Origin of the sequence: Clostridium sp. (assembly GCF_032576335.1) — a bacterium.
GTDB lineage: Bacteria > Bacillota > Clostridia > Oscillospirales > Acutalibacteraceae > Faecalispora.
Map to the genome: position 1 here is coordinate 1 of NZ_JAWFXC010000011.1, position 26,006 is coordinate 26,006.

Here is a 26,006-nt window from a genome sequence, read left to right on the forward strand (position 1 = left end):
AACGCCTTTCGGCTTTCCGTGTCGTGCGCCGTTCTCTGTGGCGCTTGACTATAATACCAAACCATTCACTTAATGTCAATGCTTTTTTTAAAGTTTTTTCAGATTTTTTTGAAATAGTTGGTTTTTCGACCAAATTTTCCAGGTTTCAAGCCATTTTTCGACCTTTTTTAATTTTGAAGTTTTTTTAGCATTCCGGTGTAAACAGACTGTTTTCTTTGTATAAATGCATCTTACAGGGGAACTCTTTTCTAAAAGGACTGAAAGAATAGGTTGTGATAACAATGAAACATGCGCAAAAAACAGAGTATAAAGAGTTCGGGAAGTACATTTGGCGTGTTATGATGATACTCCTTGTGAACCTATTAATGATTTCTATTGTAAGCGGTGTAGGCGAACAAGCAGTTTCTCGGCTGCGCGGCAGTACAACTGTAGAGACTCTTTCTCGAGTTGGTTCTCGTGGAGACGAAGTAAAGAAGATTCAAACGAAACTGAAAAACTGGGGGTACTTCTCTGGAAGTGTGGATGGCATCTTTGGAGAAGAGACTCGCCAGGCGGTTGTTAAATTCCAAAAGAAGAATAATCTTACCGCTGATGGCGTTGCTGGAACAGAAACATTAAAGGCTATGGGTATCACTTCTGCTTCCTCATCATCGCCCTCCAAAGATTCCGGTGGCGGTCAGGGCCAATACAGCAGCAGCGATATTGATTTGCTGGCTCGTGTTATCTCCGCTGAATCCCGTGGTGAACCGTATTCTGGTCAAGTAGCGGTTGGCGCGGTTATTCTAAACCGCATTACACACCCCTCTTTCCCAAATACACTGGCAGGAGTAATCTACCAGCCCGGTGCATTCTCATGCCTCAATGACGGTGGCATTAACGCAGCGGTGGCAGACTCTGCCTATAAGGCGGCGCGGGATGCCATTAACGGTACCGATCCTTCGGGTGGGGCTATCTATTATTATAACCCTGAAAAATCGACCAGCAAGTGGATTTTCTCCCGAAAGGTAATTACGGTGATTGGTAAGCATCGCTTCGCGATTTAACTACAACCACAATATTATACTATATATAAGAAGAGGAGCTGCAATAAACAGTTCCTCTTCTTTTTATTAATTATAAATATTTATAACAATTGTAGTGTGATAAGTGCTATACTAGTAAGTATAAATTAAAATGACTCTGAGGAAGCTCAAATTAAAGAGTATTATGAAATTGAGTATATGGATTTGTTTAGAAAGCATTGTTATCACTATGGATGATTCAATAGAGCTCTGTGCTGAGGTAATTACATATGACAACCAAACAAAAAACTCTGATTCGAACCATAATAAAAATCTTTCTCGTCTTTCTTTTATTCTTTGTTTTTGAGAATTGGAAGTATCTTTTCCTATTGTTCGTGTTAGGATGGCTGATTTTTGACTTTGTAAAGAAAAAAAGAAAATCAGTTCTCTTTGACTTCCTAATCATTGTTTACGCACTTATTATTATGTACGTATCTCCTGTTCAGGAGTTTACGGAGCGGATACGCTTTTATGTATTCGAAAGCCGGTATACCTCTGTAACTGAGCAGCTGCAACCTATATTATCCCAAGAGAATGACTCCTCTTGGGTTGAACTGCGAGACAACCGCTTATTTGGCCTTGCAGAAAACCGGACTGTTATCTATGTAAAGCGCGGCAAGGATATCTTAATTTACTACCCCACATGGACTAATTTTTTCAGAAGCGGCGGCTATGTGTATTACAACAGTGAAACTGCGCGGGATTTTTGGGAGCATCCCCACCAATATGATGATTCGCTTTCAAAAAAATCCGCCTATGATGACAAGGAGCCATTGAATGGCAATTGGGATTGCATTAAAATATATTGATAGAAAAGATTTGTAATCTTCATAATGATTAAGCCCCAATAAACCAGATTTATAACGGAGCTTGGGATATTAATTTGTTACTTCTGCATTATATAGTAAGAACAGCCTTTGCTCATATAGAGCAAAGGCTGTTTCGTTTTTGTTTTTAATTACTTTTGAAAGTTTTGAAAAATGGTCTTTACTTCTTCCGCACGCTTTTGGTGAATCTCAGCGTTTTGCGTATCGGTATACACCATCAGGTAGTCACCATTGAGTGTTGCAGGAACCTGCTTCTCCATTATGGTAAAGGTACCTTTTTCTTTTATTTCAGCTAACACCTTATTAGCAGCTTCATTTAGGTTTGCAGAATCAAAACGATACAGCTCGAGGGTAACATTGTCTTTCCCTTCAAAGCTTACACGGTACCGAACACCCTCTTTTGCTCCAATCATGCCGGCTTCCATCGGGATTGCATCGCCTGCGGCCACGCCCTTTGCTACCATATACTCCTGAAGACCCTTCATGGAGTTTTCGTACGTTGCCGGTGCTTGGCTTTGCCCTGCCTGAGAAGATGTCTCAGCCGCTGCCTGTGATGCCGCCGCTTTACTGGCCAAATATTCCGCACTGCCCACATCGCCAGCGCCGCACCCTGCAAAAGAAACTGCCATTACACCGGCAGCCATAATTGCCATCCATTTTTTCATAGGGGACAACCTCTCTTTTTCCTATTTCCATTATTATTTCACGAATCTAAAATCCATTCACACAGTCACCAATATTCATCGAAATTGGTGCTGATTATGCTCTTTTTATAGAAAGCTTCTGCGGTAGAGGAGTATTTTAAGTTGTTTGGCGGGTATCCGCTCCCAAAACACAAAATCAATTTTAACCATTTAAAACAGAACACTGCTCTGCTATAAAATTACCCCACCGGCAAGATGCTTTTGCTTTGGTTATTATAACGTATCCCATAAAAAAATGCAACGGGTAGCTTACTGCCTTATTTTGTTCCGTTTTTATCACTACTCAAGGCATTTCTTCACTCGGCTCCTACTTTATTATTGCAATTAAAAATACCCTACGGTAATCCGTTAAGAAAATTAAGACTTCTGCTCGTATTTTGGCTAAAACACCTCACACCTGTCCCACAGTACACATATACTAAAACAGGGGTAACCTCCCGCATAATAAGACAAAGGACTGTGACTATATGTATTGCAAACCTGCAGGCCTGCTCAATTTGTATTGTTTTACAGAACAGCTACCGCTTAGTGAGGCTTGCATCTATATAGCAGATGCCTGCGGCAATTATGTTAGCAACGGGAAAACAAATAGCAAGGGGCTGGTTCAGCTCCACTTTGAAACAGACGGGTTTTACCGTATTTGGGCAGGAGAGTGCAGACCTTTTCAACCAATTATGCAAGGCTGTGGAGTCTGTTTGTACACCGGCTGCAACAACTGTTTGTCGTTCCCGTTTCGCACAATGGAGGATGGTTCTTTATTGATTACTTTACGGGACAAGAACTACCCCGAATATACTTTATCAAAAGGAGTCTTTACGTTATGGCGGATATACTGATTGGCAGCTCCCAAACGAATGAAAACGGACTAGCTGCTTTTACAGGTTTGCCTCCCGGAACCTATAAGTATAAACAAACCAGTGCGACAACAGGCTATACTTCAGATACTACCGAGTATACCATTACAATCTCCAATGCTATCCCTGTTGAAGCAGACCGCACCAATTCACCAGCAGCTACGGGAACCATCACCATTACAAAAAGTGTTGCTGGATTCCCTGCCTATGTACTACCTGGTGCAACCTTTAAATTGGCAGACAGTAATGGCAAGGCACTTGTTTCCGTTTCTACTCCAACAAGTGCAGATGGTACACTTACCTTCCAAAATGTAATGTCAATTGACGGAACACCTCAAACGTACGAGATTACAGAGGTTTCTGCTCCCTCTGGATATGAACAGAACACCACAAAATATGATGTGCCTGTTTCCGTTGGTCAAGTCGCAACACAAGCTGTTCCCAACACACCATCGGTTCAAGGCGCACTGGACATTACTCTTACCGACACAAACTATACAAATTATGGTTTGCAGGGTTCAGGCTACGATCTGTACCTGGTTACGGACTAATCAAACAAGGGGGCTGGCATTTTGCCAGCCCTTTTCCTTTGGTATTTTATTATTTTGTAATCAAAAAAATACCTACAATACAGACGCACATTCCCAATAGCTGGCGTGCTGTAAAGCTTTCTTTAAATAAAATAAAACCTATTACCAGCAGCACACAAGCAAGCGCCACATTTGCCACCAAAGAACCTACGCCCACTTTCCATCCTGCGCGGTACACAAATAAATAACCAAGCTCTAAAAATACGATGGAAAAACCAAGGGTAAAGCTTGTCCAGTTAACCTTATGTACCTCTTGCAAAAGATTTTTGTTTTCCCCAAACACAAAATACAAAAACAAGGATGAAATTGCAGCTGTAACATAAGTAACCATAAGGGATGCAAGCGGTGCAACATCACTCGGTGTAGACTTTGCGCACAGGTGGTACAGTGAGTTAGCCCCTACCACCATGAGGATAGGCCAAATATAATTCCACATAATACTAAGTACCTCCAAAAAAAGTCGCAAACAAGAAAGCTTCCTTGTTTGCGACAGCATTTCAATTGCTAGATTCGGCAAATGTGATTTCACCTATTATGAAACTACAAACGTTTGCCTATTCCCGACCAAATATTATTCTTTTCCGTGTCTGGTAAATGCCCAGGCCACTACACCTATAATAACCACGGCTACAGCTGCAAGAGCGAAAAGACCAACCATACTCATACTTGAAACCTCTTGTGACACAATAATAGAAGTTGGCCCATCTGCACTGCCAATAACGCCCATTTCATGTCAATCCCTTTCCTTATATGATTTTTTCATCATAGCATTAAACGCTTTTTTTGTAAAGCACGGGCCCGCTAGCAAAGCGCATGAGCCTTCTGAAAAAATTAAGTAAGAAAGGCTCTCTTCTTCCCATATCATTCTTCTATTGACGGTAAACATTCCCTGCAATTTTACTTAAAGAATCAGAGTCCGCGATTCGGTACCCCGCCTTTGTTTTTTGCAGCAAGCCTTTATCACACAAGGAGCGAAAAACACGAAGCAAATGCCGTAAGCTGCAACCAAGGCTTTCTGCGAGTAGCGTGTAGTTGGCAGAGAATACCCCATTCTTCTGCATAACCAGAATATACCCTGCCAGCCGCTGCTCCAGCGGATACAACAGGTTAATTGCAATGGTTGAGCTATTACGGTCTGTTTTGGCGCAGGTTTCACGGCAAACAAACTGCAGAAAAGAATTGTCTGACAACAGCCGCTCCCTGTGCTCCTGAACAAGCGCAGAAAGGCAATAGGTTTCTTTTAAGGCTTGTACATTTGTTTTTGCGAGCGGGTCGCCAAACAGCTCAAACTCCCCCATTACTTCAATATCCTCATAAATGCAAAGAAGCACATTGCGTCCATTTTCAAGCGTTTTAAATACCTTGCAGCTTCCTGCAAGCATAATTTGAAGGCTGCCCGCCTGCCTGCCCTCCTTGTACAACAGCTCCCCGGTATCATAACGACACAAGCGAAAGCATTCAAATGCCTGTGCGGATAAACTAGAGCGCACTCGGTTTATCCGCTCCAACAAATCTTGATTTTGAGAAAGCGCAAGATACTTTATAGGAATTCCTCCTTTTATGACATTTGTCATAACCGCTTCTGTGAACTCTATGCAATAATAATACCATAAATAAAAGCGCAGAGGGGCGTTTGAATGAACTTTTTCCTTTTACTGGTAAGTGGAATCTGTTTGGGGCTAATGGTTAGCCTGAATGGGATGTTGGCAACTGACTTCAACTTATTCGAAGTTAGCTTTTTGGTTCACATCATTGGAGCGGTCATGCTGATTGTATCAGCGGTACTCATTCAAAAGCAAAAAATAAAGCTAACGGGTGCACCGCGTTATGTTTACCTGGTAGGCTTCTTAGGAGTTGCCATGATTGTTACCACTAGTTTAAGCACCACTTATATAGGTGCGGCTTTAACAATGGTATTATCGATTACTGCACAGCTTATCAGTTCGGCAGTTGTTGACCACTTCGGGTGGTTTAACGTACCCGTAAACAAATTTAGTCTGCGGCGCATTCCGGCCTTTGCGGTTATTCTAACCGGCCTGCTGCTCATGATCTTCTCTTAAAGGGGGTAAGAAGAAATGCTATTCTTTGTGATACTCGCCGCAGTAAATGGCTTTATTGCCGTTGTAAGTAAAATGATGAATTTAGAAGCGAAAAAATCGCTGGGAACCGTTAATGGCACCCTGATTAATTATATAGAAGCCTCGGTAATTTCACTTATTATCGTTCTTTGTATGGGAGACAGCCGACTCGCTGATGTTTCTCATTGGTCTACGGTACCACCCATTTATCTTCTCGGCGGTGTTTTTGGTTTGGTCGCAATGGTTTTAACGGTAATTGCAATGGAAAAGGTGCGTATTTCTTACTCCACCATTATTTTACTTGCAGGCCAGCTTGGTACCGGATTTATTATAGATGCCATTCTTGCCGGCAAAGTCGTTCCGCTTAAGCTCCTTGGCCTTATTATTGTAATCGCCGGTATTTTCATTGACCAAATGGCAACCGGTAAAGAAGAAAAGATACCTAAAAAAGAAATAGAATAACAAATAATTACTCCCCTGATTTACAGCACGATTTATTTTAACTTCAAAGAATCATTCAATCAGAATATTTACTTTTTACTTTAATAAAGAAAGGAAGCACATAATAGTGCTTCCTTTCTTTTATGCACGGTTATAAAAATCACAGTACGTTAAATGGTCATTTACCATTCCAATGGATTGCATCAACGCGTAAATGGTTGTGGTACCCACAAACTGAAAACCGAACTTTTTTAGCTCTTTGCTAATTGAATCAGAAATTGCTGAGCTGGCCGGCACCTCACTTAGCTGGTTCCAGTGATTCACAATAGGTTGAAAGCTTACAAAGGACCATAAAAAGTGATCCAATGAGCCATGCTTTTCACACAGTTTAAAATATGCCTTTGCGTTGTTTACCACGGCCTTAATTTTCTGCTTGTTTCGTATGATTCCCTTGTTCTGTAATAGCTCTTCTAATTTTAAGTCATCATAGGTTACTAAAATGGCAGGGTCAAAATTATCAAAGGCTTCACGTAAGGTTTCCCTCTTTAATAGAATGGTTGCCCAGCTTAACCCTGCCTGCTTCCCTTCCAAGATAAGGAGCTCAAACAGCTTTCGGTCATCATGAACCGGTATCCCCCACTCTGTATCGTGATACTCCTGCTCAAGGCGGTTATGCTCGGCCCAATCACATCGCTTCAATGCAACCATCTTTTTCTCTCCTATAATAAACCCTATACGGTTTCATCTTTTATAATGAGCATATTGTTTTCATCAAATTCCCAATGAGGGCCGTAAGCTGCCTCCCAATAATACCCGTCAGGGTCTTGAAAATAACCGCTGTACCCACCCCAAAAAACTCGCTCTGCTTTTTTTGCTATTGTGCCGCCACTGCGCTCCACTAGCTCTAAAAAAGCATCTACCTCTTCTTCAGACTTTAGATTGCATGCAAATGTAATTCCACAAAACCCACCGGTAGACAGCTTGGGCGGGTTTTTCTCATTAATATCCTCCGCCAGCTTTTCAATTGGATAAAGTTCCAGCTTACTGCCTTCATTGTTAAAAAATACAATCAGGGGATTCTTCTCTTTCTCAAATGTTTGAAAACCTATTTTCTTGTAAAACTCTAAGGATTTGGCCATATCCCGTACGCCAATACTGATTAAATTGACTCGATTCATTTTCATTCACTCCCCATTTGCAATTATTAATTATTTATGTGTGTTTTTTTGAATGCCATTCCTTTCATTCTGAATATCCGATATAAATGCCTCCATTTTATCATGGATAACAGAAAAAGTCATGGAAAGAGTCCACAATCTCATTCCATAACTTTTATTGCAATGCCCTCCGTTACAAAAGGCTAAAGACTTTTGTATGGTAAAGAGGATTGTATAATCATTACTCTGTGCTGTTGCAAAATGAATTTTTAATTCAAAGTGTCTACATATTGTTTTGCTGTAACCAAATCCATTTGAGTTTGTTCACGAATTGCTTTTACGGCCTCAACTGTTTTGCCGTCCCGTTTCAACTGAATTACCTGCTCTTTTAAACTGTCAGATACCCAGTAGGAAGATAAATCTTCTTGACCTGTCCGTTTTGCCAATTCATTTAGCCGCTTCTCTTGGCTTTGAATCACTTTCTTTAATGCAGAGATTTCGTAATATGCCATAACCCCCACAATGCACACTAATGCGAGTATAGTATTTTCCACTTCTATTTGCACTCCTTTATTCTTGTTAGACTATTTATATTATTATAGCATAAAAATCAGGCTGAAGCAGACGCATTCTCGTCTGCTTCAGCCTGACAATTTTGGTAGACGCAGGGGGACTTAACAGCGTCTATCAACGCTTCCCGGCTTGTGGCACAGCTAGCTGCACCGCTCTTTGCTAAAAACATGCCACCAACCTATTTTCCATACGCTCAGACCCTTTCGGGTTCGAGTCCCGCTTTGTTCAATACAAAAAAGAAAAGAACCCAGCAACATTGCTGAATTCTTTTTCTTGGTGGACGCAGGGGGACTCGAACCCTCGACCTCTCGCGTGTGAGGCGAACGCTCTAACCAGCTGAGCTATGCGTCCAAATAAACGATTCCCCCGAATGATTCGGGGGAATGTTTTTGTGTGGTGACCCGGACGGGATTCGAACCCGTGAACCCGCCGTGAAAGGGCGGTGTCTTAACCACTTGACGACCGGGCCGCTGGTAGCGGCAAATGGACTTGAACCATCGACACTTCGGGTATGAACCGAATGCTCTAGCCAACTGAGCTATGCCGCCATATGAACAACGCACAAAGCGGAGCGATATTCATTATATTATATACTTGTCCTTCTTGTCAATACATAAAACGAAAATATATTTTTTCTTTTCTTATTATTCGACTTTTCCCTGATATTCAAAGCTAATTCCGCGCGGATTTACCCCACGCATAAGTATATATCCGTCTTTTTCTTCCCGCTGTATCTGCAATATCTCTCCCTCAAGGCTTTCCATTGCATAATGAATCTGAAATTCACGCAGGGTACGTCCGTGCATTCCGCCGGGAACAAAGTCACAAAAAATATCGCTATATACCGAGTTATTGACATGACCATTATAGTCTAAATCGGAATAGCGTATTTCACGCTCACCAACTACCGGCATATCTTTTGGTAAGTTGAGACGCTCTAGCCGCTGGCCACAGTTTTCACCGGCACCAACACCGTAATCCAGAAACGCTTTGGGGCGCAGAAGCTTATGTTCCTGTGTGCTTACCACAACGGAAGCCTGTAAGATTTCCGCCAAATGCTCATCACCACAATAAAAATCGAAACTGCGATAAAACTGTACCCCCACTACTCCGCATGCGCGCGTAACTATCGTGACCGGGTCATGCTGGCCAGGCCAGCGGTGAATCACTCCACCGGAACGGGTAAACACAAATACAATGCCATCTTTTGACATTTTCCCATGAGTAAGACCATAGCACGCCAAATGAAGCTCGCAGGCCTCTTGGCAATAGCGCAGCAGTGCAGACGGCCGAAGGGTCACGTTCGCATCCATATCGTATGTTTTAAGTTCTACCTGTTGTGTGTATTCACTCAGTTTCGCATTTAGTCCCATTCTCTACGCTCCTTTTAAAAGAACCGCCCCGGGCTCTCCCGGGGCGGATGACACGTTAAACTTCCGCCCGCTTTTCCATTTTCAGCGGGGTTTGCATACTTTGAAATAAAATGAGCTTATTCCGGGCACTTGAGAACATCTACGCCCATAAACGGACGCAGAACCTCCGGAATGGTGACGCTACCGTCTTCATTCTGGTAATTCTCCAAAATAGCTGCAACGGTACGGCCAACTGCCACACCGGAACCATTAAGGGTGTGCACGAGCTGTGCTTTATCGCGAGGTGTTGCTTTAAAGCGAATCTGCGCACGGCGTGCTTGGAAATCCTCGAAGTTTGAGCAAGAGGAAATCTCGACATACCGATTGTAAGACGGCATCCAAACCTCAATATCGTAAGTTTTTGCTGAAGAGAAGCCAAGGTCACCGGTGGCGAGACAAACAACACGGTACGGCAGGCCCAAAAGCTGCAACACGCGCTCTGCATCGTTCGTGAGAGATTCGAGCTCTTGGTAAGAAGTTGCAGGATCCGCAAACTTTACAAGCTCTACTTTATTGAACTGGTGCTGGCGGATCAGGCCGCGGGTGTCACGCCCGGCAGAACCAGCCTCCGCACGGAAGCAAGCAGAATATGCACAATATTTAATCGGCAGGCTAGCGCCCTCCAATATTTCGCTGCGGTGCATATTGGTTACCGGCACCTCCGCTGTGGGGATGAGGAAGTAGTTCTCAGCGGTGTCTTTATTAATCACCTTGTACGCATCCATCTCAAACTTCGGCAATTGCCCGGTACCGGTCATCGATTCACGGTTTACCAGAAAAGGAGGGAATACCTCGGTATAGCCACCCTCGGAATGTGTATTTAAAAAGAAATTGATGATAGCACGCTCCAAACGAGCACCCAAACCTTTGTAGAAATGGAAACGAGCACCGGTTACTTTCGCCGCTGTTTCGGGGTCTAATATGCCAAGTTCCTTACCCAAATCCCAATGAGGCTTGGGTTCAAAGGAGAACTTCGTGGGCTCGCTCCAGCAGCGCAGCTCTTTATTCTCGGAATCATCCTTACCCAGCGGTACATCAGCACAAGGAATATTGGGCAGAGTGAGCAGCAAATCACGCTGTTTTTCTTCCAGCAGACCAAGCTCGCCATCCAACTCTTTAATTTGGTCGGATAGCTGTTTGAGCTGAACCATAAGCTCGGTTGTGTCTTTCCCCTCTTTTTTCAGCATGGGAATCTGTTTTGTGTCAGCATTTTGCTGTGCCTTCAGGCTTTCTGTTTCACCGGTAACACGGCGGCGGTCAACATCAATTTGCAGGATGGATTCGATTACTTGGTCGGCATCCATATTTCTGCTCTTCATAGCCGCTTTCACCCGTTCGGGGTTTTCTCGAATGACTTTAATATCTAACATGTAAGTTCTACTCCTTTATTTTAGTGCGGGGACTTTTTTCTAGTTCAGTCTGTATGAAAGCGCAGGCTGTTCACTAGATTCGCTAAATCCTCTTCACCATAAAATTCTATTTGCAGCATTCCTTTGTTCTTGCCGCCATCCACCTTTACCTTTCGGCCTAAGTGTGTATTGAGCGCAAGCTCTACCTCTTCAAAGTAATGGGGCTTCTTTCCCTTCGATGTTACCGGCTCAGCACTAGGCTCATGCAACAGAAACTTCTTTACCATTTTTTCCAGTTCTCGCACAGAAATACCATGCTTTACCGTAAGCTGTGCCATTTCGAGCATGTCCTGCTCAGACTCCATGGGCAGCAGCGTTCTGGCATGGCCAGCAGATAACTTCCCAGCGCCCACCATTTCACGTATGGATTCTGGCAAATTCAGCAGACGAAGCACATTAGCAACAGCCGGTCGCGATTTGCCTACTATTTTTGCAATCTCCTCTTGTGTTAGCTCATACATCTCCATGAGTGTTTGATAGCCCTGTGCTTCTTCCATGGCGGTTAAGTCTTCTCGTTGCAGGTTTTCGATCAACGCAAGCTGCATTACCTGACGATCCGTCATTTCACGTATAACAGCTGGTACCTCAGTAAGCCCCGCCATTCTAGCGGCCCGCCAACGGCGTTCGCCCGCTACAATTTGGTAACCGCCACTGACCAGCGGCCTTACTAAAAGTGGTTGCAAAATTCCATGCTGTGTAATGGAGTCAGCCAGCTCTGCCAAAGCACCTTCATCAAACTGCTTTCTGGGCTGTCCACGGTTCGGCTCTATCTCTCGCAGAGGTAGCGTGATGGAGGAATTTTGATTCTCCGTATCATTTTCTGCAAAGATGGCGTCTAGGCCCTTTCCAAGACCGCCTCTCTTTTTCATTCCGTACGCCCCTCTCCCTGATTATTCTGAATAATTTCCATTGCCAACGCTTCATAGGCCACTGAACCCTTGGAAGTGCGGTCAAAATACAATACCGGCTTACCAAAGCTTGGTGCTTCCGAAAGTCTTACCGTACGCGGCACAACTGTGGCAAACACCTTACGCGGAAAATACCGCTTCACCTCATCCACCACCTGCTGGGTTAGGTTTAGGCGGCCATCGTACATGGTAAGCAGCACTCCTTCAATATCAAGCTGGTCGTTATACTGCCGTTTCACACGCCTTACCGAGTTCATAAGCTGTGAAAGCCCCTCGAGTGCGTAATACTCGCATTGCACCGGCACCAGAAGTGTATCTGCAAGACACAGTGCGTTGGTTGTGATAATTCCCAAGGAGGGGGGGCAGTCCAAAATAATGTAATCGTATTCCGAGCGCAAAGGTAGAATGGCACACCGAAGAACGGCTTCTCGGTTTTTCAGGCTAACAAGCTCCAACTCTGCGGCAGCTAAATCCATACTAGAAGGAATTAAATCCAAATTCTGGAACCCAGTATGAATTCGTACGTCACTCGCCTTCGCCTCATCCAATAAAATCTCATATACGGTGCTTTTCAGCTTACGACGGTCAACCCCTACCCCACTTGAGGAATTACCCTGGGGGTCGATGTCGATAAGGAGTGTTTTTTTACCCAAACTCCCAAGAGAAGCCGCCAAATTAACGGCGGTAGTCGTTTTGCCTACACCGCCCTTTTGGTTTGCAATCGCAATGATTTTGCCCATGTCCTATGTTCCCCGCTTCTCTTACTTTTTATAAAATCAGTATGTACTCCGGCAAATCATTGGTAAGGAAAAGCCGAAGTCTGATTTTCAGCCCTAATCGGCTGCATTGCTTCCCATTATAACACTCTTCTTTTATAAGATAAAGGGTATTTGGGCAAAAAGTGCTTGTTTCACGTGGAACAATACCCAATGTTGGACTTATTATCTATCAGTTTAATTTTAAACAGCTTTTAGACTTGCCTGTGGAGAACTTATAATTGTGTTTTTAAATTTCGATTAAGTTTTCCACTGTTGAAAACAAAATGATACGAAGCGCTTGGTTTTCAACAGTTTCATTTTTTTATTATTGATTTTATCGCCTGATTATCTGTCATTTAAAAACAGTAAAAGAGCGGAGCAAAAGCTCCGCTCTTTTACTGTGGAAAATAAATAAGGGAATGGGGAAATTCCTTGTAAGTAAATTTTGTTAGGCAGGCTTTTTCTTATTTGCTAATGCCTGCTCTTTTGGAATGCGAACGACATATTCAATATATTCGTCTGTCTCATGGTTTTGCGCCACTGCATCAATTCCAGATTGTCGCATGGTATCTACCGCGTGACGGATTGTATTTAAAAACAATCGAACATCTTTAATCACAAACGTGCGTTTATTCTTTACCGGTTGCGGCTGCATACATTTTTCTAGTTCCTCTGCAATGAGGTCTTCTGTTTGCCGCACATTCAAGCCCTCATTAATAATCTTATGTAGTACACGCAGGCGAAGCTCTTGATTCTCAATACGAAGCAGTGCGCGCGCATGGCGCTCGGTTAACTCTGCGTGAGAAATCATATTCCGCTCTGACTCCGAAAGTCGGAGTAAACGAAGCTTGTTTGCGATGGCAGACTGGCTTTTCCCTAAACGGGCTGCCGCTTCCTCCTGAGTGACACCCCACTCTTCAATTAAACGTCGTATGCCTTCTGCCTCTTCAAAGATTTGCAGATCTTGCCTTTGAAGATTCTCAAGAATCGCATACACAGCAGACTGCTGTTCATCGCAGTTTACTAAAATACAGGGTGCGCTGCTCATTCCCGCCATAAAACAGGCACGCATCCGCCGCTCTCCTGCAATCAGCTCATAACCGCCGGGTACTTTTCTTACGGTTAATGGTTGCAGTAAGCCGTTGGACCGAATACTGTCTGACAGCTCCTGTAACTCTCGCGGCGCAAAAATGCGGCGCGGCTGAGATGGATTAGGCCGAATTTGATTCAGCGGAATCTCATTGACCCGCTTCTTTTCTTGAAAGAATAACAAAGCGCCGCCCCCCTGCTTGTCTGTTTTTTCCAGAATAACATAGAGAGCGGCACATGTTCTGTTGAATTATGACTTGTCTAAATAATATTTTGGCTTGATTTATGGCCTTTAAAGGGGAGTTTTCGCAATTTTTGAGCCGTGACGCGGATATTTGTCGGAGGTAGCCGACGTTTTACGGCAGATAATAATATTCCGTTCACTGCCATCTGGCAAAGTAAAGGCTTTGGTCGACTCTGCTTTTGCACCTAAAAGGCGAATCGCTTTTTCGCCAGCACTCAATTCTTCCGCTGCGCCAGGCCCCTTCATTGCCGCAAAGGCGCCACCGCTGCGTACAAACGGCAGGCAGTATTCACATAGCACCGGCAGTGATGCCACAGCACGTGCGCACGCTAAATCATACTGCTCCCGCAACTTCGGTTGGCGGCTTCCCTCCTCTGCTCTGGCATGAATCAATTCTGCAGAAAGGCCTAGAGCATCACACACTGCTTGTAAGAAGTTCAGTCTCTTCTGTAAGCTATCTAATAAAGTTAAACGGATATCTGGTCGGTAAATAAGGAGGGGTATCCCGGGAAAGCCTGCACCGGTGCCAACATCAATTACCTTTGCATTCTGGGGAATCTCCACTGCCTTTAATAGTAGAAGGCTGTCTAGGAAATGCTTTTCTACCACCTGCTGCGGTTCTGTAATAGCTGTAAGATTCATTTTTTCGTTCCACTCAAGCAGAAGCTCCATATAGGTTTGAAAAGCAGCTGCCTGTTGTGTGCTAAGGGGAAGTCCGTTCTCCTCAGCAAGCTTTATCATATGCTGTTCCATATTACTCACAGAGCAGCGTCCTCCTTTTCTTCCTGCCGGGCAAGCCAAATCAATAGCACCGATATATCTGCCGGACTAACACCAGAGATACGAGATGCTTGACCAATACTCGCTGGGCGAATCTTTTCCAGCTTTTCCTGTGCTTCTAATCGAAGACCGGTTACTGTCGTATAATCGAGCTTCTTAGGCAGAACTCGTTGCTCCAAACGCCGCATTTCTGCAATATCTGCTTTCTGGCGCCGAATGTAGCCCTCGTACTTTATTTCAATCTCCACATTTTCAAACACAGATGCTGGTAGCTCTGGCCTTGCCGTGTCTATAGGCGTTAACACCTCATAATTAAGTTCTGGGCGGCGAAGTAAGTCAATGAGATGTACCCCGGTAGAAACTGAAGTTGTTCCACGTGAAACAAGTATTTGATTGAGCTCTTCTGTTGGAGAAAACACCGTTTGCATGGTACGTTTTTTCTCCTGCTCTTTGAGTGCCTGCTTTCCTTGGTATCGAGCGAAGCGCTCTTCCCCAACGAGGCCAAGCTCATGCCCAAGTGGAGTCATACGCTCGTCTGCATTATCTTGCCGCAGCACAAGGCGGTATTCCGAGCGGGAGGTCATCATACGGTAGGGGTCGCTTACGCCCTTGGTTACAAGGTCGTCTACAAGTGTTCCAATATAAGAGCCTGCTCGATCCAGTATAATCTCTTCTTTTCCTTGTGCCCTGCGTGCTGCATTGATACCCGCTAAAAGTCCCTGTGCGGCGGCTTCCTCATAACCAGAACTGCCATTAAACTGCCCTGCACCGAAGAGGCCGGGTAAATCTTGAAACTCGAGTGTTGGGTCAAGCTGGAGAGGGTCTACACAATCGTACTCAATGGCATAGGCACAGCGCATGATTTCAACATTCTCTAACCCTTTGATGGTACGGTAAAACGCAAGCTGTACCTCCTCCGGTAATGATGAGGACATTCCCTGCAAATATAGCTCCTCTGTATCTAACCCGCAAGGCTCAATAAAGAGTTGGTGGCGTTTTTTATCTGTAAAACGCATAATCTTATCTTCAAAGCTGGGGCAATAGCGCGGGCCAACCCCTTCAATTTTTCCCGCGTAAAGCGGAGAGCGATGTATATTCTTTAGTATGATCTCTTTTGTATCATCGTTCGACCAAGCCATATGGCACACTGCCCTATTTTTGGGAAGCTCAACCGTATCATAAGAAAACGGAACTACTGGCTCATCTCCCTCTTGTACCTCTAAATCCGTAAAATCAACACTAGAGCGGAGCACACGAGCGGGTGTACCTGTTTTAAAGCGGCGCAGGCTTACTCCCAGCTTACGAAGCGATTCCGATAAAAAAGCTGCCGGGAACAAGCCGTCTGGTCCGCTTTCATAAGAAACATCTCCCACATAGATTTTACCGCTCAAATAGGTTCCGGTAGCAAGCACCACGCATTTCGCTGTAAAACCAGCTCCCATACGCGTTACCGCCTGCCATGTACCATCTCCATTTCGGAACAAATCGATAATCTCGCCCTGCTTAAGCTGAAGATTTGGCTCCAGCTCCAACTTATGCTTCATAATTTTGGAATACTCCCGGCGGTCAATCTGTGCTCGCAAAGAGTGTACCGCAGGGCCCTTTCCCAAATTCAGCATGCGGCTTTGCAGGGTGCACGCATCTGCCGTCTTCCCCATTTCGCCGCCAAGGGCATCAATTTCACGAACGAGGTGACCTTTTGCCGTTCCGCCAATGGACGGATTGCATGGGCAGTTTCCCACTGCATCCAAATTAATGGTAAAGATTACCGTACGGCAACCAAGCCGTGCCGCAGCCAAGGCTGCCTCTATTCCGGCGTGGCCGGCACCAATTACTAGTACATCATACTGATCTGCCTGATACATCGTCTTTTGCACCTGATTCCTTTCCGCCGTAAGGCGGTTTCCGAATTATTTCCCTTACTAGTTCTCTTTCTTTTAAAGCCCAATACTATCGAAAGAAACCAGTTATTTTCCAACACAAAAATGAGCAAAAACCGTTTCAACAATTTCATTTGTTGCACGTTCCCCGGTAAGCTCCAGTAATGCAGAAACCGCACCCTCTACCGATACCGTAACGGCGTCGAGTGTCATTCCCCCAGCTAGGGCTTGAATGGCTTCTTCCAGCTCTTCTTTGGCACGACGCGCAGTATCGCGCTGCCGTTCCGTATACAAAATCCCCTCGGATGGGTTTAAATCTGCCGTGTGAAGTATCTGCTCCACTGCTTGCTGCAATTCGGTAAGACCATCTCCACTTTTGGCTGAAATATATACATATTGTTGAAATGATTGTTTTATATACTCATTGTCGATTTTTGATTCCAAATCACTTTTATTGATGATTGCAACTGCCGGCATACCGGCTAAACGAGTGACTAGTTCGCGATCCTGCTCTGTTAGCGGTGAGGAAGAATCAAATACTGCCAGCACAAGCTGCGCGGTATTCAACCGATTTTTTGCACGGTCTACTCCTATGCTCTCCACCGGGTCTTCTGTTTCGCGCAATCCTGCCGTATCTGCAAGCCGCAGTGGTACACCGCCAAGCAGAACGGTTTCTTCTACAATATCGCGTGTTGTACCAGCATACTCGGTTACAATAGAGCGCTCACAGCCTGCCAGCAGATTCATCAAAGTAGATTTCCCCACGTTCGGCCTGCCCACGATTACCGTATCTACACCCTCTCGCAGAACCCTTCCCGCATCGAATTGACTGAGTAGTCGAGACAAATCAACCTCTACCTCTTGAAGAGAATGAAGCAGCGATTCCTCATCGAGCTGCGGAATATCATCCTCGGGGTAATCTGCCCAGGCTGAAAGGTGCGCTGCAATGGTAAGAAGCTTTTCTCGGCTTGTGTGAATCCGGCGGTAAAGCGCCCCCTCGCGGCCTGCACGTGCCGTACGGAGTGCTTGACCACCCTGTGCGCCTATTAGCTGCATGACTGACTCTGCCTGCGTTAAATCCATCTTCCCGTTTAAAAATGCACGGCGGGTAAATTCTCCTGGTCCGGCAGGAGTTGCCCCGGCAGCTAAAACAGCATCCAGCACACGGCGCAAGAGGTACAGTCCACCGTGACAAGAAAGCTCTACAACATCCTCACCGGTATAGCTATGGGGAGCAACAAACACCGTTGCCACCGCTTCATCAATTCGCTCTTTCTCTTCCCCTGCATATACCCAGCCATACAGTGCCGTGTAGCCCGGTATTTCTTCTATTTTCTGCCCTCTGGCAGAGACAAATACCCGGCCTGCAATTTGCCTTGCACCCGTGCCGGAAATACGTATTACACCAATTCCACCGGGAGCTTGTGCCGTTGAAATTGCCGCAATAGCGGAAGTTCTTTGTTGCATGATTCTCTCCTTTTGTACCACAAAAAGCGGCTCGTTTCACGAACCGCTTTTCTATCGTTCTTATACCACGCAAAAGTTAATCCTTTTTCGTGTCAATCTTGCTGTATAAAGGGCTGTTTCCCTTTTTTGCGGGGCGGCTTTCCGCAGGCGGAGTATAAGGTGCTCTTTGTTCCTGCGCTGGGCGCCTATCTCTGCTGTCACGCGAAGATGTTGAGGAGCGTCCACCATAGTTTCTACTTCCACCCTGTGAGGGGTGGCCGCCACGGTCTCTATTAAAATCTCTTCCGCCACGAGAGCGGTCATTCGGTCGGCGGAACGCAGGGCGCTCACCACCCTCGGGGCCAATTACAACATGGCGCGCAAGGTCTTCCCCCTCGCTCCAAGATTTTACCCCTTCCACCTCTTGAACAGCCGTATGTATAATGCGGCGCTCATAAGGATTCATTGGTTCCAATGAACAATTACGCTGGGTTTTAAGAGCCTTTGCCGCCATTTTTTTACCGAGCGACTCGAGCGTCTCCTTACGTTTTTCTCTGTAATTTCCAATATCAAGTGTAATTCTAAAGTAAGAATCCTCCACATGATTTGCCACTAAGCCGGAGAGATACTGTAAAGAATCGAGTGTTTCACCTCTGTGACCAATGATAAAGCCAATGTCATCACCGGTTAAGGTAAGCAACGCACCGTTCTCTTGTTCGGTAATCTCAATTTTGACTGTTGGAATGCCCATCTGCCCTAAAACCTGTTTTAGGTAATCAGCAGCAGCCTCTGCGGGGCCAGATTTCATAAAAGCGCGTACTTTCGCGGGTGCGCCGCCAAAAAGGCCGAATTTCTTTTTTTCGGGAAGCTCCAAAATTTCAAATTCCGCTTCATGTGATTCTACCCCAAGCAGTTTGCAGGCTTCTTCAAACGCCTGCTCCACGGAATCTCCCGTTGCAATCGCTTCTTTAACCACCTTCGCACCTCCAAATATTGAATCAGAAACCCTATTTTTTCTTCCCTAGGTAGCTATCTTGGCCACCTATGGATTTTCCGCTTTTCTTTTTCTGTTCTTTTTTTGCTGATGTATCTTCCTTTTTACTATCTGTAGCAGCAAATTTTTCTGCTGTACGCTGGCGTAGGTGAGCCGGCTGCGGCTCCATTGCCGCTTCTTCCATCTCCAACAGCGCAATTCGCTGTGCCTCTGCCTTTGCAGTAAGAGATGCGGGGCTGAAAAATGCATGAACCAAAAGCACCTGAATCAGTGCGGTAATGGTAGATATAATCCAATAAAAACCGACTGCCGCAGGAACAGACATGGCAAATACGGCTGTAATAGCGGGTAAAATATACAACATCATCTTCATTGCACCCTGCTGCTGCTGCATACCGGGCTGCAAACGCATGGTAATAATCTGAGTAATTATCGATGATGCAAGGCAAAGTACCGGGATCAACCACAAGTTGGTTTGGAACATTGAAACAAATTTACCGAAAAAGCTGGAAACTGTAACATCGGAAGGAGTTCCTAACAGATTCAGCCCCAAGAAATTAAAGCCAGAGCTGAGTGACTGAATTTTTGCAATCTCATCATCGTTAAACATTGTCAAATAAGGACGAAGCTCTGTAAAATGACGAACAATTTCCATCTCATTGTAAAAGCCGTTTTGGTAAGTAAATGATCCGCTAATGCCAGGAACCGACTGCAGCACCGCTACTGCCTGTGCTACTGCTGCTTTTCCAAGGTGCAAAGCATTGGAGAGAGGATTAACCACCGTATAATACAGACCGATCATAATCGGAAACGGAATCAACATTGGCAGGCAGCCGCTGGCAGGGTTGTACCCCTCTTTTTCATACAGCTTCTGCATTTCTTCATTCATTTTAATACGGTCATTGCCGTATTTTTTTTGCAGCTCTTTCTGTTTTACAGATAACTTCGAGTTCGCCGCCATCGATTTTTGCTGCTTGATGGAAAACGGGAACATAACAATTTTCAATACAATGGTAAATATAATAATCGCTACGCCGTAATTCTTAAAGATCTGATAAAAAACCCACAGCAGATATCCTAGAAAACTGCCGAAAAAATTGCCTATTCCTGCCATATAAAAACCTCTCTGTTTCAAATATTACGGAATCGCTCTTCCATACCAGATTTTATAGAAAACAGCGCAATTTTATAAAACGCCGTTACTTTCTATTTTTTAAGAGCCTGCCTAACAGGCTTTCTCCCCGCTCCGGTACGGGGTCATACCCTCCCGGGTGAAACGGGTTGCAGCGAAGAATTCGCCAAATCGCCATTAAAATTCCTTGAACTGCGCCAAATCGTTCAATCGCTACAATAGCGTAGCTGCTACAGGTAGGAACAAAACGGCAGCTTGGGTGCCGCTTTAACGGGGAAACCCATTTTTGGTACCCCCGTATCATTAAAATCATGATGCGTCTCATTTTAAAACACCGGCCTGCGTTAAATGCTTTCGCATATCACATAGGATGTCTGTACTTTTTACAAACGGTGTTTTTGCCCGCGCTACAAAAATCAAGTCATATCCGCCGGTAAGCTCCGGCATTATCTGCCGAGCCGCTTCGCGAATAATGCGACGGGATCGATTGCGTTTTACCGCAATACCCGTCTTTTTACTGGTGGTAATTCCCACACGTATGCGACGCGCGCGGTTTTTCATTACATACGTTACCAGAATTGGCGAGACAAAGGACTTTCCTTTTGCATACGCACGGCGAAAGCTGCCATTTTCACAAACTGAAACTATTTCGCTCATTGTGAAACTTTAACCTCCCCATATCTGGCCCATTTGAAAAACAAAACAAAGAAAGGCCACACTGCGGTGGCCCTTTCAAAGCTTCAGTAAGACAAACGCGCTCTTCCCTTGGCCCTGCGGCGCGCCAAAACTTTGCGGCCGTTTCTATCGGACATTCTCTTTCTGAACCCATGCTCTTTTTTTCTATGGAGCTTCTTAGGCTGATAAGTTCTCAGCATGAAAAACCCTCCTTTCGGGTACAAACCTTGCAATTTAGCATTATAGCCTAATCACAGGCAAACTGTCAATAAAAAAATACAAATCCGCCCGATTTTGCTTTTGTTTTATCATACCATACAACTACACAAAAAGAAAGCTGGTAAAACATGTTTTTTCTGTCTTTCTGTATTTTTGTCCAAAAATAAAAAATATTTAATAAACTTGTCCTGTTTTCATGAAAGAATCTTTAAATACGCTTTATGAAAAGGTCAAGTTTTTTCTATTTTAAAAAATTTCTTTCCATTATATATTTAAATTTTATGTCCCTCTTTGAATTATAGCATAAAACAATTTAGAAGTATCTCTTTAAAAAATCAATTCACCTTAACGATTGTGCTTCTGCTTTACTGCAACATGGAAATTCCGTGTTTTTATTCCAATAATGTTATCAACATTTAAATATTATAAATATATGCTAATTTTCAACATTGTTTTGATTGCTCCGTGAAAAACTCAGGCGTGCTTTCAATAGTTTTTCACACTCCTGTTTATAAGATGTTGAAAAGCATTTGAAAATTTTTCTTCTTTATGCTATTATTATGTTAATTATCCGTGTAGAACCGAGTTTGCTTTATGCACGTTGTGTTTGCTGGAACGCTCCGGCAACAGCTCGGTTTTTTCTTTATTTTTTATCTCACCGAAAGGTATGATTGTTTTTATGGAATCCTTTACCGAAGCTTGGGGCCTTGTTTGCGATTTTTGCAAAGCCCGCATCACAGAGGTGGCCTACACCACCTGGATCCACCGGATCCGTCCTGTCAGCCTGGATTTTAACAAGGGAATTGCCGTACTGGAGGTTCCGAATGAATTCCACCTTCAAACGTTGACCCGGTGCTACACTTCTCTTCTTCAGGAAGCATTCAACGAAATCTTCGGCGAAGGCATTCAAATTCAGCTCTGTACACCCGAACAGCTGGTGCAGAATAAAAAGCCTGACGCCGTACCTCTTTCGAAAGACGACTACGAATACACCTTCGATACATTTATTGTAGGGTCTTCGAACAAATTTGCACACGCAGCCTCTATGGCGGTGGCAACAAAACCTGCCGTGTTGTACAACCCTCTTTTCATTTATGGAAATTCAGGGCTTGGCAAGACGCACCTTTTGTACGCCATTTGCAATGAAATTTCAAAAACGTACCCTCAAATGAACATTATCTATATTAAAGGGGACGAATTTACCAATGAGCTGATCGAAGCCATTCGCCGTGGTACAACAGTAGAGTTTCATCAGCGCTACCGTAAAGCGGACATCCTACTCGTGGATGATATTCAGTTTATTGCGGGTAAGGATTCGACGCAGGAGGAGTTCTTCCACACCTTTAATACCTTATATGAAGCGAAAAAGCAGATTGTTTTAACGTCTGACCGCCCACCGAAGGATATTGCCACACTGGAAGAGCGGCTCTTAACCCGCTTTGAGTGGGGCCTGACGGCTGACGTGCAGCCGCCGGATTTTGAAACGCGCATTGCGATTATCAAGCGTAAAGCCGAGCTTCTCGAAATTGATTTGCCTGATAATGTGGCAGAATATATTGCAAACCGCCTAAAAAATAATATACGGCAGCTCGAAGGCGCCGTAAAGAAAATGAAAGCTTATTACCTGCTTGCTGGCGAGTCGCTCAGTATTGCTACGGCACAAGCTGCAATCAGCGACATTATTAATAATCACCAACCCGCACCTATGACGATTGAGAAGATTATTGAAGAAGTAGCTCGTACGTTTGGCACCTCCCCCGAGGACATTCGTTCCCCCAAGCGCTCTGCTAATATTTCTTCCGCACGCCAAATTGCCATGTATGTGGTACGTGAAATCACCCAGCTTCCCATGACCTCCATTGGTGAGGCTTTTGGGGGGCGTGACCACTCTACTGTCGTGTACGCGATTCAGCAGGTAGAAAAGAATATTGGCCGCGACCCGAAGACACGTGATACCGTTCAAGACATTATTAAAAACATACGAGACCGGTAAGCGTGTGATTACTGTCTGTATTATTACAAATAGTATAAACTGAAAAGTGGAGGCATTCTCCACTTTTCCACAAATTAAGGGGAAAACCCTTTTTTCTGTGTGAAATATTATAAACTTCTTTTCAACATTCCCCACAGAGTTTTCAACAGTGTGTTAAAACTCGAAAATTCACTCCATACTCTCAACAAATACTCCACAGTGGGTTCTGGAAAACAAAATTGTATTTATCCCTTGGTGTTGCTCACTTTTCACCAGTTTTCAACTTTTCAGTATCCCCTACTACTACCGCTAAATCATAACTATCCTTTCTACTCTAAATAACGTAAGGTGGTAAGAACTATGAAGATAATATGTGACCGCAAGGAATTGGTGGAAGCAGTGTTGAATATTCAGCGTGCAGTTTCCTCAAAATCCTCCATACCGGCATTGGAAGGAATTTTAATACAAACAAAAGGTACCGACTTATTCCTGTGTGGCTACGATTTGGAGCTGGGGATGACAACTACCCTTTCCGCCAGAATTGAACAAACCGGCAGTGTGGTGCTTTCCGCACGCTTATTTGGTGATATTGTTCGCCGTTTGCCGGGTGACGATGTTTCTCTTTCGGTAGATGAAAAGAATGTAGCATCCATTGTAAGTGGCGCCAGTGAATTCTCGATTGCGGGGATTCCATCCGAGGAATACCCAGAGTTGCCTTCCGTTTCCAGTGAAACCTCAATTGAAGTACCGAACGGAATTTTAAAAAGTATGATCCGTCAAACCTTGTTTGCAGTATCGGAAAGTGATATGAAACCGGTACATACCGGAACATTGTTTGAACTGAGTGAAAATAAAATCCGTCTCATATCCGTAGATGGTTATCGCCTTGCTGTTCGTGATGAACCCATTGCATGCAGTCAAGAAACCAGCTTCGTTGTACCGGGTAAAACACTTTCTGAGGTATTAAAGCTTCTTCCAGAAAATGAAGAAAGCCTGAATCTCTCGATTGGCCGCCGGCATATTTTGTTCCAAATTGGCCGCTATACGTTAATTTCACGGCTTCTCGAGGGTGATTTTCTTGATTATAATGCCGCAATTCCGGCTTCCCATACAACCGAAATTTTAGTGAAAACTAGAGCGTTTATCGACAGTGTAGAGCGTGTCTCTCTTTTAATTACAGATCGCCTAAAAAGTCCGCTTCGCTGTGTGTTTGATGAAAATCGCATTCAGTTATCCTGCTCCACGGCAATCGGCCGTGCAAATGATGAGCTGGATGCACAGGGAACCGGCGGTACTCTTGAAATGGGTTTTAATAACCGGTATTTGTTGGATGCGCTTCGCAATACAGAGTGCGATGAAGTCAAAATTCAACTTAGCGGTGCTTTGAGCCCCATGAAGGTCGTTCCGAAAGATGGCAGCAGTTTCTTATTTTTGGTACTGCCCGTACGCCTAAAAAGCGGTGTTTGATAATTAGGAGGCTCTATGGAAATCATTTCAATTGATACAGAGTTTATTCGGCTGGATGCACTGCTTAAATTGGCTGGTGCAGTAGAAACCGGTGGGCACGCAAAATTTGCAGTGCAAAATGGTGAGGTTTTAGTGAACGGTGAAATTTGCACCATGCGCGGCAAAAAAATGCGTGGAGGCGACCGTGCCGAATTTCAGGGCAAGCTATACGAGGTGAAAAACCTGTGATTGTAAGCAGGCTATCATTTTTAAACTACCGCAATTTGTGTGAAGGAGAATTTCTTCCCGATTCGCACATGAATGTAATTTTTGGCCAGAACGCACAGGGAAAAACAAATCTGCTGGAAGCCTTGTGGTTATTTACGGGAGGCCGTTCGTTCCGCGGTTCTCGCGACCATGAGCTCATTGCCTTTGGGCAGGAGACAGCAAAGCTTTCCCTTTCTTTTTTTAGTGAGGAACGGGAACAAAAAGCGGTTCTTACTATTCAAAACAAAAAACGGTCTGCATCCATTAATGGCGTGGATTACGGCGGGGTGATGGAGCTAGTTGGAAAATGTAGAGCAGTAGTTTTTTCACCAGAGCATCTTTCTCTGGTAAAGGATGGTCCTGCCTTACGTCGCTCCTTTTTGGATGGCGCTCTCTGCCAGCTTCGGCCGGTTTATACAAAGTTATTATTTCAATACAATCGTGTACTCCAGCAGAGAAATGCACTGCTTAAAGATATTCCCCGCCATGGCGAGCTGCTTGATACCCTTGAAATTTGGGATGAAAAACTTGCCCAGCGAGGAGCAAGAATCATTATGGAGCGTGGCGAGTACATTCGCTTGTTGTCTCAGCCGGCCCAAGCATTTTACGAGGGAATTTCAGGCGCAAAAGAACAATTTTCTATTCGTTACCGAACGGTAAATGGGGAACAGCCAATCAGTGAAGACCAGTGGCGAGAACATCTCTTTCGGCTGCTTGGCAGCAACCGAAAAGAAGATATTTCCGCAGGGTTTACAACGGTTGGCCCTCATCGTGATGACCTTGAGATACAAGTGAATGAAAGGCTGGCGAGGAGCTTTGGGTCACAAGGCCAGCAGCGCTCCTGTGTATTGGCGTTAAAACTGGCAGAAGCAGAGGTTTTGCAATCTGTTTCTGGTGAGGCACCGGTGATTTTACTGGATGATGTGCTCAGTGAACTGGACTCTGGGCGGCAAGATTTTTTATTAAATCAGTTGGGAGAAAAGCAGGTATTTTTAACATGCTGTGACCCCGAAATAGCGGCCCGTTATTCCGGTGGCGGAAGATTTGAGATGGAGCAGGGACAGTTGTCCGTGCAGCAGTAAGGATGTGT

General features: G+C 44.6%; 32 protein-coding genes and 3 tRNA genes. 11 read left to right on the plus strand and 24 right to left on the minus strand.

The genetic code is table 11. The annotated features are described in order from the left end of the window. From E7L17_RS11850 to E7L17_RS11860, 3 genes are all read left to right on the plus strand, one after another. The coding region (locus tag E7L17_RS11850) for a hypothetical protein (protein ID WP_316323371.1) at nt 1-188 on the plus strand (188 nt) is incomplete at its 5' end. A 93-nt stretch (nt 189-281) separates the two neighbouring features. After that, nucleotides 282-1,043, plus strand: a complete 762-nt coding sequence (gene sleB / locus E7L17_RS11855; RefSeq protein ID WP_316323372.1) for a spore cortex-lytic enzyme — start codon at nt 282-284, stop codon at nt 1,041-1,043. A 248-nt stretch (nt 1,044-1,291) separates the two neighbouring features. Beyond that, the gene (locus tag E7L17_RS11860) at nt 1,292-1,870 is read left to right on the plus strand and encodes a hypothetical protein (RefSeq protein ID WP_316323373.1); all 579 of its coding nucleotides are present in this window, start codon (nt 1,292-1,294) and stop codon (nt 1,868-1,870) included. Nucleotides 1,871-2,019: 149 nt separating this feature from the next. Here E7L17_RS11860 and E7L17_RS11865 read toward each other — a convergent pair whose 3' ends face one another. Next, on the minus strand, nt 2,020-2,553 hold the full coding sequence (locus E7L17_RS11865; RefSeq protein ID WP_316323374.1) for a hypothetical protein: 534 nt from the start codon (nt 2,551-2,553) through the stop codon (nt 2,020-2,022). Between the two features lie 506 nt (nt 2,554-3,059). Between E7L17_RS11865 and E7L17_RS11870 the strand changes: the two genes are divergently transcribed. Next, nucleotides 3,060-3,428, plus strand: coding sequence for a hypothetical protein (locus tag E7L17_RS11870; protein ID WP_316323375.1), 369 nt, complete (start codon nt 3,060-3,062; stop codon nt 3,426-3,428). Then, nucleotides 3,413-3,997, plus strand: a complete 585-nt coding sequence (locus tag E7L17_RS11875) for a collagen binding domain-containing protein (protein ID WP_316323376.1) — start codon at nt 3,413-3,415, stop codon at nt 3,995-3,997. Before E7L17_RS11870 ends, E7L17_RS11875 begins: the two co-directional genes overlap by 16 nt. A 49-nt stretch (nt 3,998-4,046) precedes the next feature. Here the strand turns inward: E7L17_RS11875 and E7L17_RS11880 are convergent, their stop codons facing one another. From E7L17_RS11880 to E7L17_RS11890, 3 genes are all read right to left on the minus strand, one after another. Further along, nucleotides 4,047-4,472, minus strand: a complete 426-nt coding sequence (locus tag E7L17_RS11880; RefSeq protein ID WP_316323377.1) for an EamA family transporter — start codon at nt 4,470-4,472, stop codon at nt 4,047-4,049. Nucleotides 4,473-4,607: 135 nt separating this feature from the next. Continuing rightward, the gene (locus tag E7L17_RS11885; RefSeq protein WP_316323378.1) at nt 4,608-4,763 is read right to left on the minus strand and encodes a hypothetical protein; all 156 of its coding nucleotides are present in this window, start codon (nt 4,761-4,763) and stop codon (nt 4,608-4,610) included. 142 nt (nt 4,764-4,905) lie between these two features. Next, nucleotides 4,906-5,610: a cyclic nucleotide-binding domain-containing protein gene (locus E7L17_RS11890; protein ID WP_316323379.1), complete on the minus strand. Its 705-nt coding sequence runs from the start codon at nt 5,608-5,610 to the stop codon at nt 4,906-4,908. Between the two features lie 63 nt (nt 5,611-5,673). On the opposite strand from E7L17_RS11890, the gene E7L17_RS11895 reads away from it, so the two are divergent. Continuing rightward, complete coding sequence (locus E7L17_RS11895) at nt 5,674-6,096, plus strand: DMT family transporter (protein WP_316323380.1); 423 nt, start codon at nt 5,674-5,676, stop codon at nt 6,094-6,096. A gap of 15 nt (nt 6,097-6,111) precedes the next feature. Continuing rightward, on the plus strand, nt 6,112-6,576 hold the full coding sequence (locus E7L17_RS11900) for a DMT family transporter (RefSeq protein WP_316323381.1): 465 nt from the start codon (nt 6,112-6,114) through the stop codon (nt 6,574-6,576). Between the two features lie 120 nt (nt 6,577-6,696). Here the strand turns inward: E7L17_RS11900 and E7L17_RS11905 are convergent, their stop codons facing one another. From E7L17_RS11905 to rpmH, 20 genes are all read right to left on the minus strand, one after another. Beyond that, entirely contained in the window at nt 6,697-7,263 is a 567-nt protein-coding gene (locus E7L17_RS11905) for a DNA-3-methyladenine glycosylase I (RefSeq protein WP_316323382.1), read from the minus strand. A gap of 23 nt (nt 7,264-7,286) precedes the next feature. After that, complete coding sequence (locus E7L17_RS11910; protein WP_316323383.1) at nt 7,287-7,733, minus strand: VOC family protein; 447 nt, start codon at nt 7,731-7,733, stop codon at nt 7,287-7,289. Between the two features lie 248 nt (nt 7,734-7,981). Beyond that, on the minus strand, nt 7,982-8,266 hold the full coding sequence (locus tag E7L17_RS11915; RefSeq protein WP_316323384.1) for a hypothetical protein: 285 nt from the start codon (nt 8,264-8,266) through the stop codon (nt 7,982-7,984). 56 nt (nt 8,267-8,322) lie between these two features. Then, nucleotides 8,323-8,454: a hypothetical protein gene (locus E7L17_RS11920; RefSeq protein WP_316323385.1), complete on the minus strand. Its 132-nt coding sequence runs from the start codon at nt 8,452-8,454 to the stop codon at nt 8,323-8,325. 105 nt (nt 8,455-8,559) lie between these two features. Beyond that, nucleotides 8,560-8,636, minus strand: a tRNA-Val gene (locus tag E7L17_RS11925). Between the two features lie 43 nt (nt 8,637-8,679). Further along, nucleotides 8,680-8,754 (minus strand) — tRNA-Glu (locus E7L17_RS11930). A 2-nt stretch (nt 8,755-8,756) separates the two neighbouring features. Continuing rightward, nucleotides 8,757-8,833 (minus strand) — tRNA-Met (locus E7L17_RS11935). 96 nt (nt 8,834-8,929) lie between these two features. Beyond that, entirely contained in the window at nt 8,930-9,658 is a 729-nt protein-coding gene (locus E7L17_RS11940; RefSeq protein ID WP_316323386.1) for an acyl-[acyl-carrier-protein] thioesterase, read from the minus strand. A gap of 116 nt (nt 9,659-9,774) precedes the next feature. Then, entirely contained in the window at nt 9,775-11,067 is a 1,293-nt protein-coding gene (gene serS / locus E7L17_RS11945; protein ID WP_316323387.1) for a serine--tRNA ligase, read from the minus strand. Nucleotides 11,068-11,111: 44 nt separating this feature from the next. After that, nucleotides 11,112-11,975, minus strand: coding sequence for a ParB/RepB/Spo0J family partition protein (locus E7L17_RS11950; protein WP_316323388.1), 864 nt, complete (start codon nt 11,973-11,975; stop codon nt 11,112-11,114). Further along, nucleotides 11,972-12,754, minus strand: a complete 783-nt coding sequence (locus E7L17_RS11955) for an AAA family ATPase (protein ID WP_316323389.1) — start codon at nt 12,752-12,754, stop codon at nt 11,972-11,974. Before E7L17_RS11955 ends, E7L17_RS11950 begins: the two co-directional genes overlap by 4 nt. A gap of 466 nt (nt 12,755-13,220) precedes the next feature. Continuing rightward, a complete protein-coding gene (locus E7L17_RS11960; protein ID WP_316323390.1) occupies nt 13,221-14,045 on the minus strand; it encodes a ParB/RepB/Spo0J family partition protein in 825 nt (274 codons plus the stop codon). 108 nt (nt 14,046-14,153) lie between these two features. Beyond that, nucleotides 14,154-14,867 carry a 16S rRNA (guanine(527)-N(7))-methyltransferase RsmG gene (gene rsmG, locus E7L17_RS11965; protein WP_410470666.1) on the minus strand — a complete coding sequence of 238 codons (714 nt, stop codon included), beginning with the start codon at nt 14,865-14,867 and terminating at the stop codon, nt 14,154-14,156. Beyond that, nucleotides 14,864-16,750, minus strand: coding sequence for a tRNA uridine-5-carboxymethylaminomethyl(34) synthesis enzyme MnmG (gene mnmG, locus E7L17_RS11970; RefSeq protein WP_316323391.1), 1,887 nt, complete (start codon nt 16,748-16,750; stop codon nt 14,864-14,866). Before mnmG ends, rsmG begins: the two co-directional genes overlap by 4 nt. A 102-nt stretch (nt 16,751-16,852) precedes the next feature. Then, nucleotides 16,853-18,232: a tRNA uridine-5-carboxymethylaminomethyl(34) synthesis GTPase MnmE gene (mnmE, locus tag E7L17_RS11975; protein ID WP_316323392.1), complete on the minus strand. Its 1,380-nt coding sequence runs from the start codon at nt 18,230-18,232 to the stop codon at nt 16,853-16,855. Between the two features lie 76 nt (nt 18,233-18,308). Further along, nucleotides 18,309-19,187, minus strand: coding sequence for an RNA-binding cell elongation regulator Jag/EloR (gene jag, locus E7L17_RS11980; RefSeq protein WP_316323393.1), 879 nt, complete (start codon nt 19,185-19,187; stop codon nt 18,309-18,311). A 31-nt stretch (nt 19,188-19,218) separates the two neighbouring features. Next, the gene (locus tag E7L17_RS11985; protein ID WP_316323394.1) at nt 19,219-20,319 is read right to left on the minus strand and encodes a YidC/Oxa1 family membrane protein insertase; all 1,101 of its coding nucleotides are present in this window, start codon (nt 20,317-20,319) and stop codon (nt 19,219-19,221) included. Between the two features lie 85 nt (nt 20,320-20,404). Further along, nucleotides 20,405-20,662, minus strand: a complete 258-nt coding sequence (yidD, locus tag E7L17_RS11990) for a membrane protein insertion efficiency factor YidD (protein WP_316323395.1) — start codon at nt 20,660-20,662, stop codon at nt 20,405-20,407. Further along, nucleotides 20,659-20,994 carry a ribonuclease P protein component gene (gene rnpA / locus E7L17_RS11995; RefSeq protein WP_316323396.1) on the minus strand — a complete coding sequence of 112 codons (336 nt, stop codon included), beginning with the start codon at nt 20,992-20,994 and terminating at the stop codon, nt 20,659-20,661. The genes yidD and rnpA overlap by 4 nt, the downstream gene beginning before the upstream one ends. A gap of 83 nt (nt 20,995-21,077) precedes the next feature. Then, nucleotides 21,078-21,212 (minus strand): 50S ribosomal protein L34, encoded by a 135-nt coding sequence (gene rpmH / locus E7L17_RS12000; protein WP_009064849.1) that lies wholly within the window; start codon nt 21,210-21,212, stop codon nt 21,078-21,080. 698 nt (nt 21,213-21,910) lie between these two features. Here rpmH and dnaA point away from each other — a divergent pair. The 4 genes from dnaA to recF all read left to right on the plus strand — a co-directional run bounded on the left by dnaA (nt 21,911) and on the right by recF (nt 25,998). Beyond that, nucleotides 21,911-23,224, plus strand: a complete 1,314-nt coding sequence (gene dnaA, locus E7L17_RS12005; RefSeq protein ID WP_410470667.1) for a chromosomal replication initiator protein DnaA — start codon at nt 21,911-21,913, stop codon at nt 23,222-23,224. 339 nt (nt 23,225-23,563) lie between these two features. Then, complete coding sequence (gene dnaN / locus E7L17_RS12010) at nt 23,564-24,670, plus strand: DNA polymerase III subunit beta (RefSeq protein WP_316323398.1); 1,107 nt, start codon at nt 23,564-23,566, stop codon at nt 24,668-24,670. A 15-nt stretch (nt 24,671-24,685) separates the two neighbouring features. Continuing rightward, nucleotides 24,686-24,898: an RNA-binding S4 domain-containing protein gene (locus tag E7L17_RS12015; RefSeq protein WP_316323399.1), complete on the plus strand. Its 213-nt coding sequence runs from the start codon at nt 24,686-24,688 to the stop codon at nt 24,896-24,898. Next, entirely contained in the window at nt 24,895-25,998 is a 1,104-nt protein-coding gene (gene recF, locus E7L17_RS12020; RefSeq protein ID WP_316323400.1) for a DNA replication/repair protein RecF, read from the plus strand. Before E7L17_RS12015 ends, recF begins: the two co-directional genes overlap by 4 nt. The last annotated feature ends 8 nt before the right edge of the window (nt 25,999-26,006 follow it).

What these genes read in the sequence shown, in the direction of transcription:
- sleB (WP_316323372.1), top strand. Translation starts at nt 282, where the DNA reads ATGAAACATGCGCAAAAAACAGAGTATAAAGAGTTCGGGAAGTACATT.
- E7L17_RS11860 (WP_316323373.1), top strand. Translation starts at nt 1,292, where the DNA reads ATGACAACCAAACAAAAAACTCTGATTCGAACCATAATAAAAATCTTT.
- E7L17_RS11865 (WP_316323374.1), bottom strand. Translation starts at nt 2,553, where the DNA reads ATGAAAAAATGGATGGCAATTATGGCTGCCGGTGTAATGGCAGTTTCT.
- E7L17_RS11870 (WP_316323375.1), top strand. Translation starts at nt 3,060, where the DNA reads ATGTATTGCAAACCTGCAGGCCTGCTCAATTTGTATTGTTTTACAGAA.
- E7L17_RS11875 (WP_316323376.1), top strand. Translation starts at nt 3,413, where the DNA reads ATGGCGGATATACTGATTGGCAGCTCCCAAACGAATGAAAACGGACTA.
- E7L17_RS11880 (WP_316323377.1), bottom strand. Translation starts at nt 4,472, where the DNA reads ATGTGGAATTATATTTGGCCTATCCTCATGGTGGTAGGGGCTAACTCA.
- E7L17_RS11885 (WP_316323378.1), bottom strand. Translation starts at nt 4,763, where the DNA reads ATGGGCGTTATTGGCAGTGCAGATGGGCCAACTTCTATTATTGTGTCA.
- E7L17_RS11890 (WP_316323379.1), bottom strand. Translation starts at nt 5,610, where the DNA reads ATGACAAATGTCATAAAAGGAGGAATTCCTATAAAGTATCTTGCGCTT.
- E7L17_RS11895 (WP_316323380.1), top strand. Translation starts at nt 5,674, where the DNA reads ATGAACTTTTTCCTTTTACTGGTAAGTGGAATCTGTTTGGGGCTAATG.
- E7L17_RS11900 (WP_316323381.1), top strand. Translation starts at nt 6,112, where the DNA reads ATGCTATTCTTTGTGATACTCGCCGCAGTAAATGGCTTTATTGCCGTT.
- E7L17_RS11905 (WP_316323382.1), bottom strand. Translation starts at nt 7,263, where the DNA reads ATGGTTGCATTGAAGCGATGTGATTGGGCCGAGCATAACCGCCTTGAG.
- E7L17_RS11910 (WP_316323383.1), bottom strand. Translation starts at nt 7,733, where the DNA reads ATGAATCGAGTCAATTTAATCAGTATTGGCGTACGGGATATGGCCAAA.
- E7L17_RS11920 (WP_316323385.1), bottom strand. Translation starts at nt 8,454, where the DNA reads ATGTTTTTAGCAAAGAGCGGTGCAGCTAGCTGTGCCACAAGCCGGGAA.
- E7L17_RS11940 (WP_316323386.1), bottom strand. Translation starts at nt 9,658, where the DNA reads ATGGGACTAAATGCGAAACTGAGTGAATACACACAACAGGTAGAACTT.
- serS (WP_316323387.1), bottom strand. Translation starts at nt 11,067, where the DNA reads ATGTTAGATATTAAAGTCATTCGAGAAAACCCCGAACGGGTGAAAGCG.
- E7L17_RS11950 (WP_316323388.1), bottom strand. Translation starts at nt 11,975, where the DNA reads ATGAAAAAGAGAGGCGGTCTTGGAAAGGGCCTAGACGCCATCTTTGCA.
- E7L17_RS11955 (WP_316323389.1), bottom strand. Translation starts at nt 12,754, where the DNA reads ATGGGCAAAATCATTGCGATTGCAAACCAAAAGGGCGGTGTAGGCAAA.
- mnmG (WP_316323391.1), bottom strand. Translation starts at nt 16,750, where the DNA reads ATGTATCAGGCAGATCAGTATGATGTACTAGTAATTGGTGCCGGCCAC.
- mnmE (WP_316323392.1), bottom strand. Translation starts at nt 18,232, where the DNA reads ATGCAACAAAGAACTTCCGCTATTGCGGCAATTTCAACGGCACAAGCT.
- E7L17_RS11985 (WP_316323394.1), bottom strand. Translation starts at nt 20,319, where the DNA reads ATGGCAGGAATAGGCAATTTTTTCGGCAGTTTTCTAGGATATCTGCTG.
- yidD (WP_316323395.1), bottom strand. Translation starts at nt 20,662, where the DNA reads ATGAGACGCATCATGATTTTAATGATACGGGGGTACCAAAAATGGGTT.
- rnpA (WP_316323396.1), bottom strand. Translation starts at nt 20,994, where the DNA reads ATGAGCGAAATAGTTTCAGTTTGTGAAAATGGCAGCTTTCGCCGTGCG.
- rpmH (WP_009064849.1), bottom strand. Translation starts at nt 21,212, where the DNA reads ATGCTGAGAACTTATCAGCCTAAGAAGCTCCATAGAAAAAAAGAGCAT.
- dnaA (WP_410470667.1), top strand. Translation starts at nt 21,911, where the DNA reads ATGGAATCCTTTACCGAAGCTTGGGGCCTTGTTTGCGATTTTTGCAAA.
- dnaN (WP_316323398.1), top strand. Translation starts at nt 23,564, where the DNA reads ATGAAGATAATATGTGACCGCAAGGAATTGGTGGAAGCAGTGTTGAAT.
- E7L17_RS12015 (WP_316323399.1), top strand. Translation starts at nt 24,686, where the DNA reads ATGGAAATCATTTCAATTGATACAGAGTTTATTCGGCTGGATGCACTG.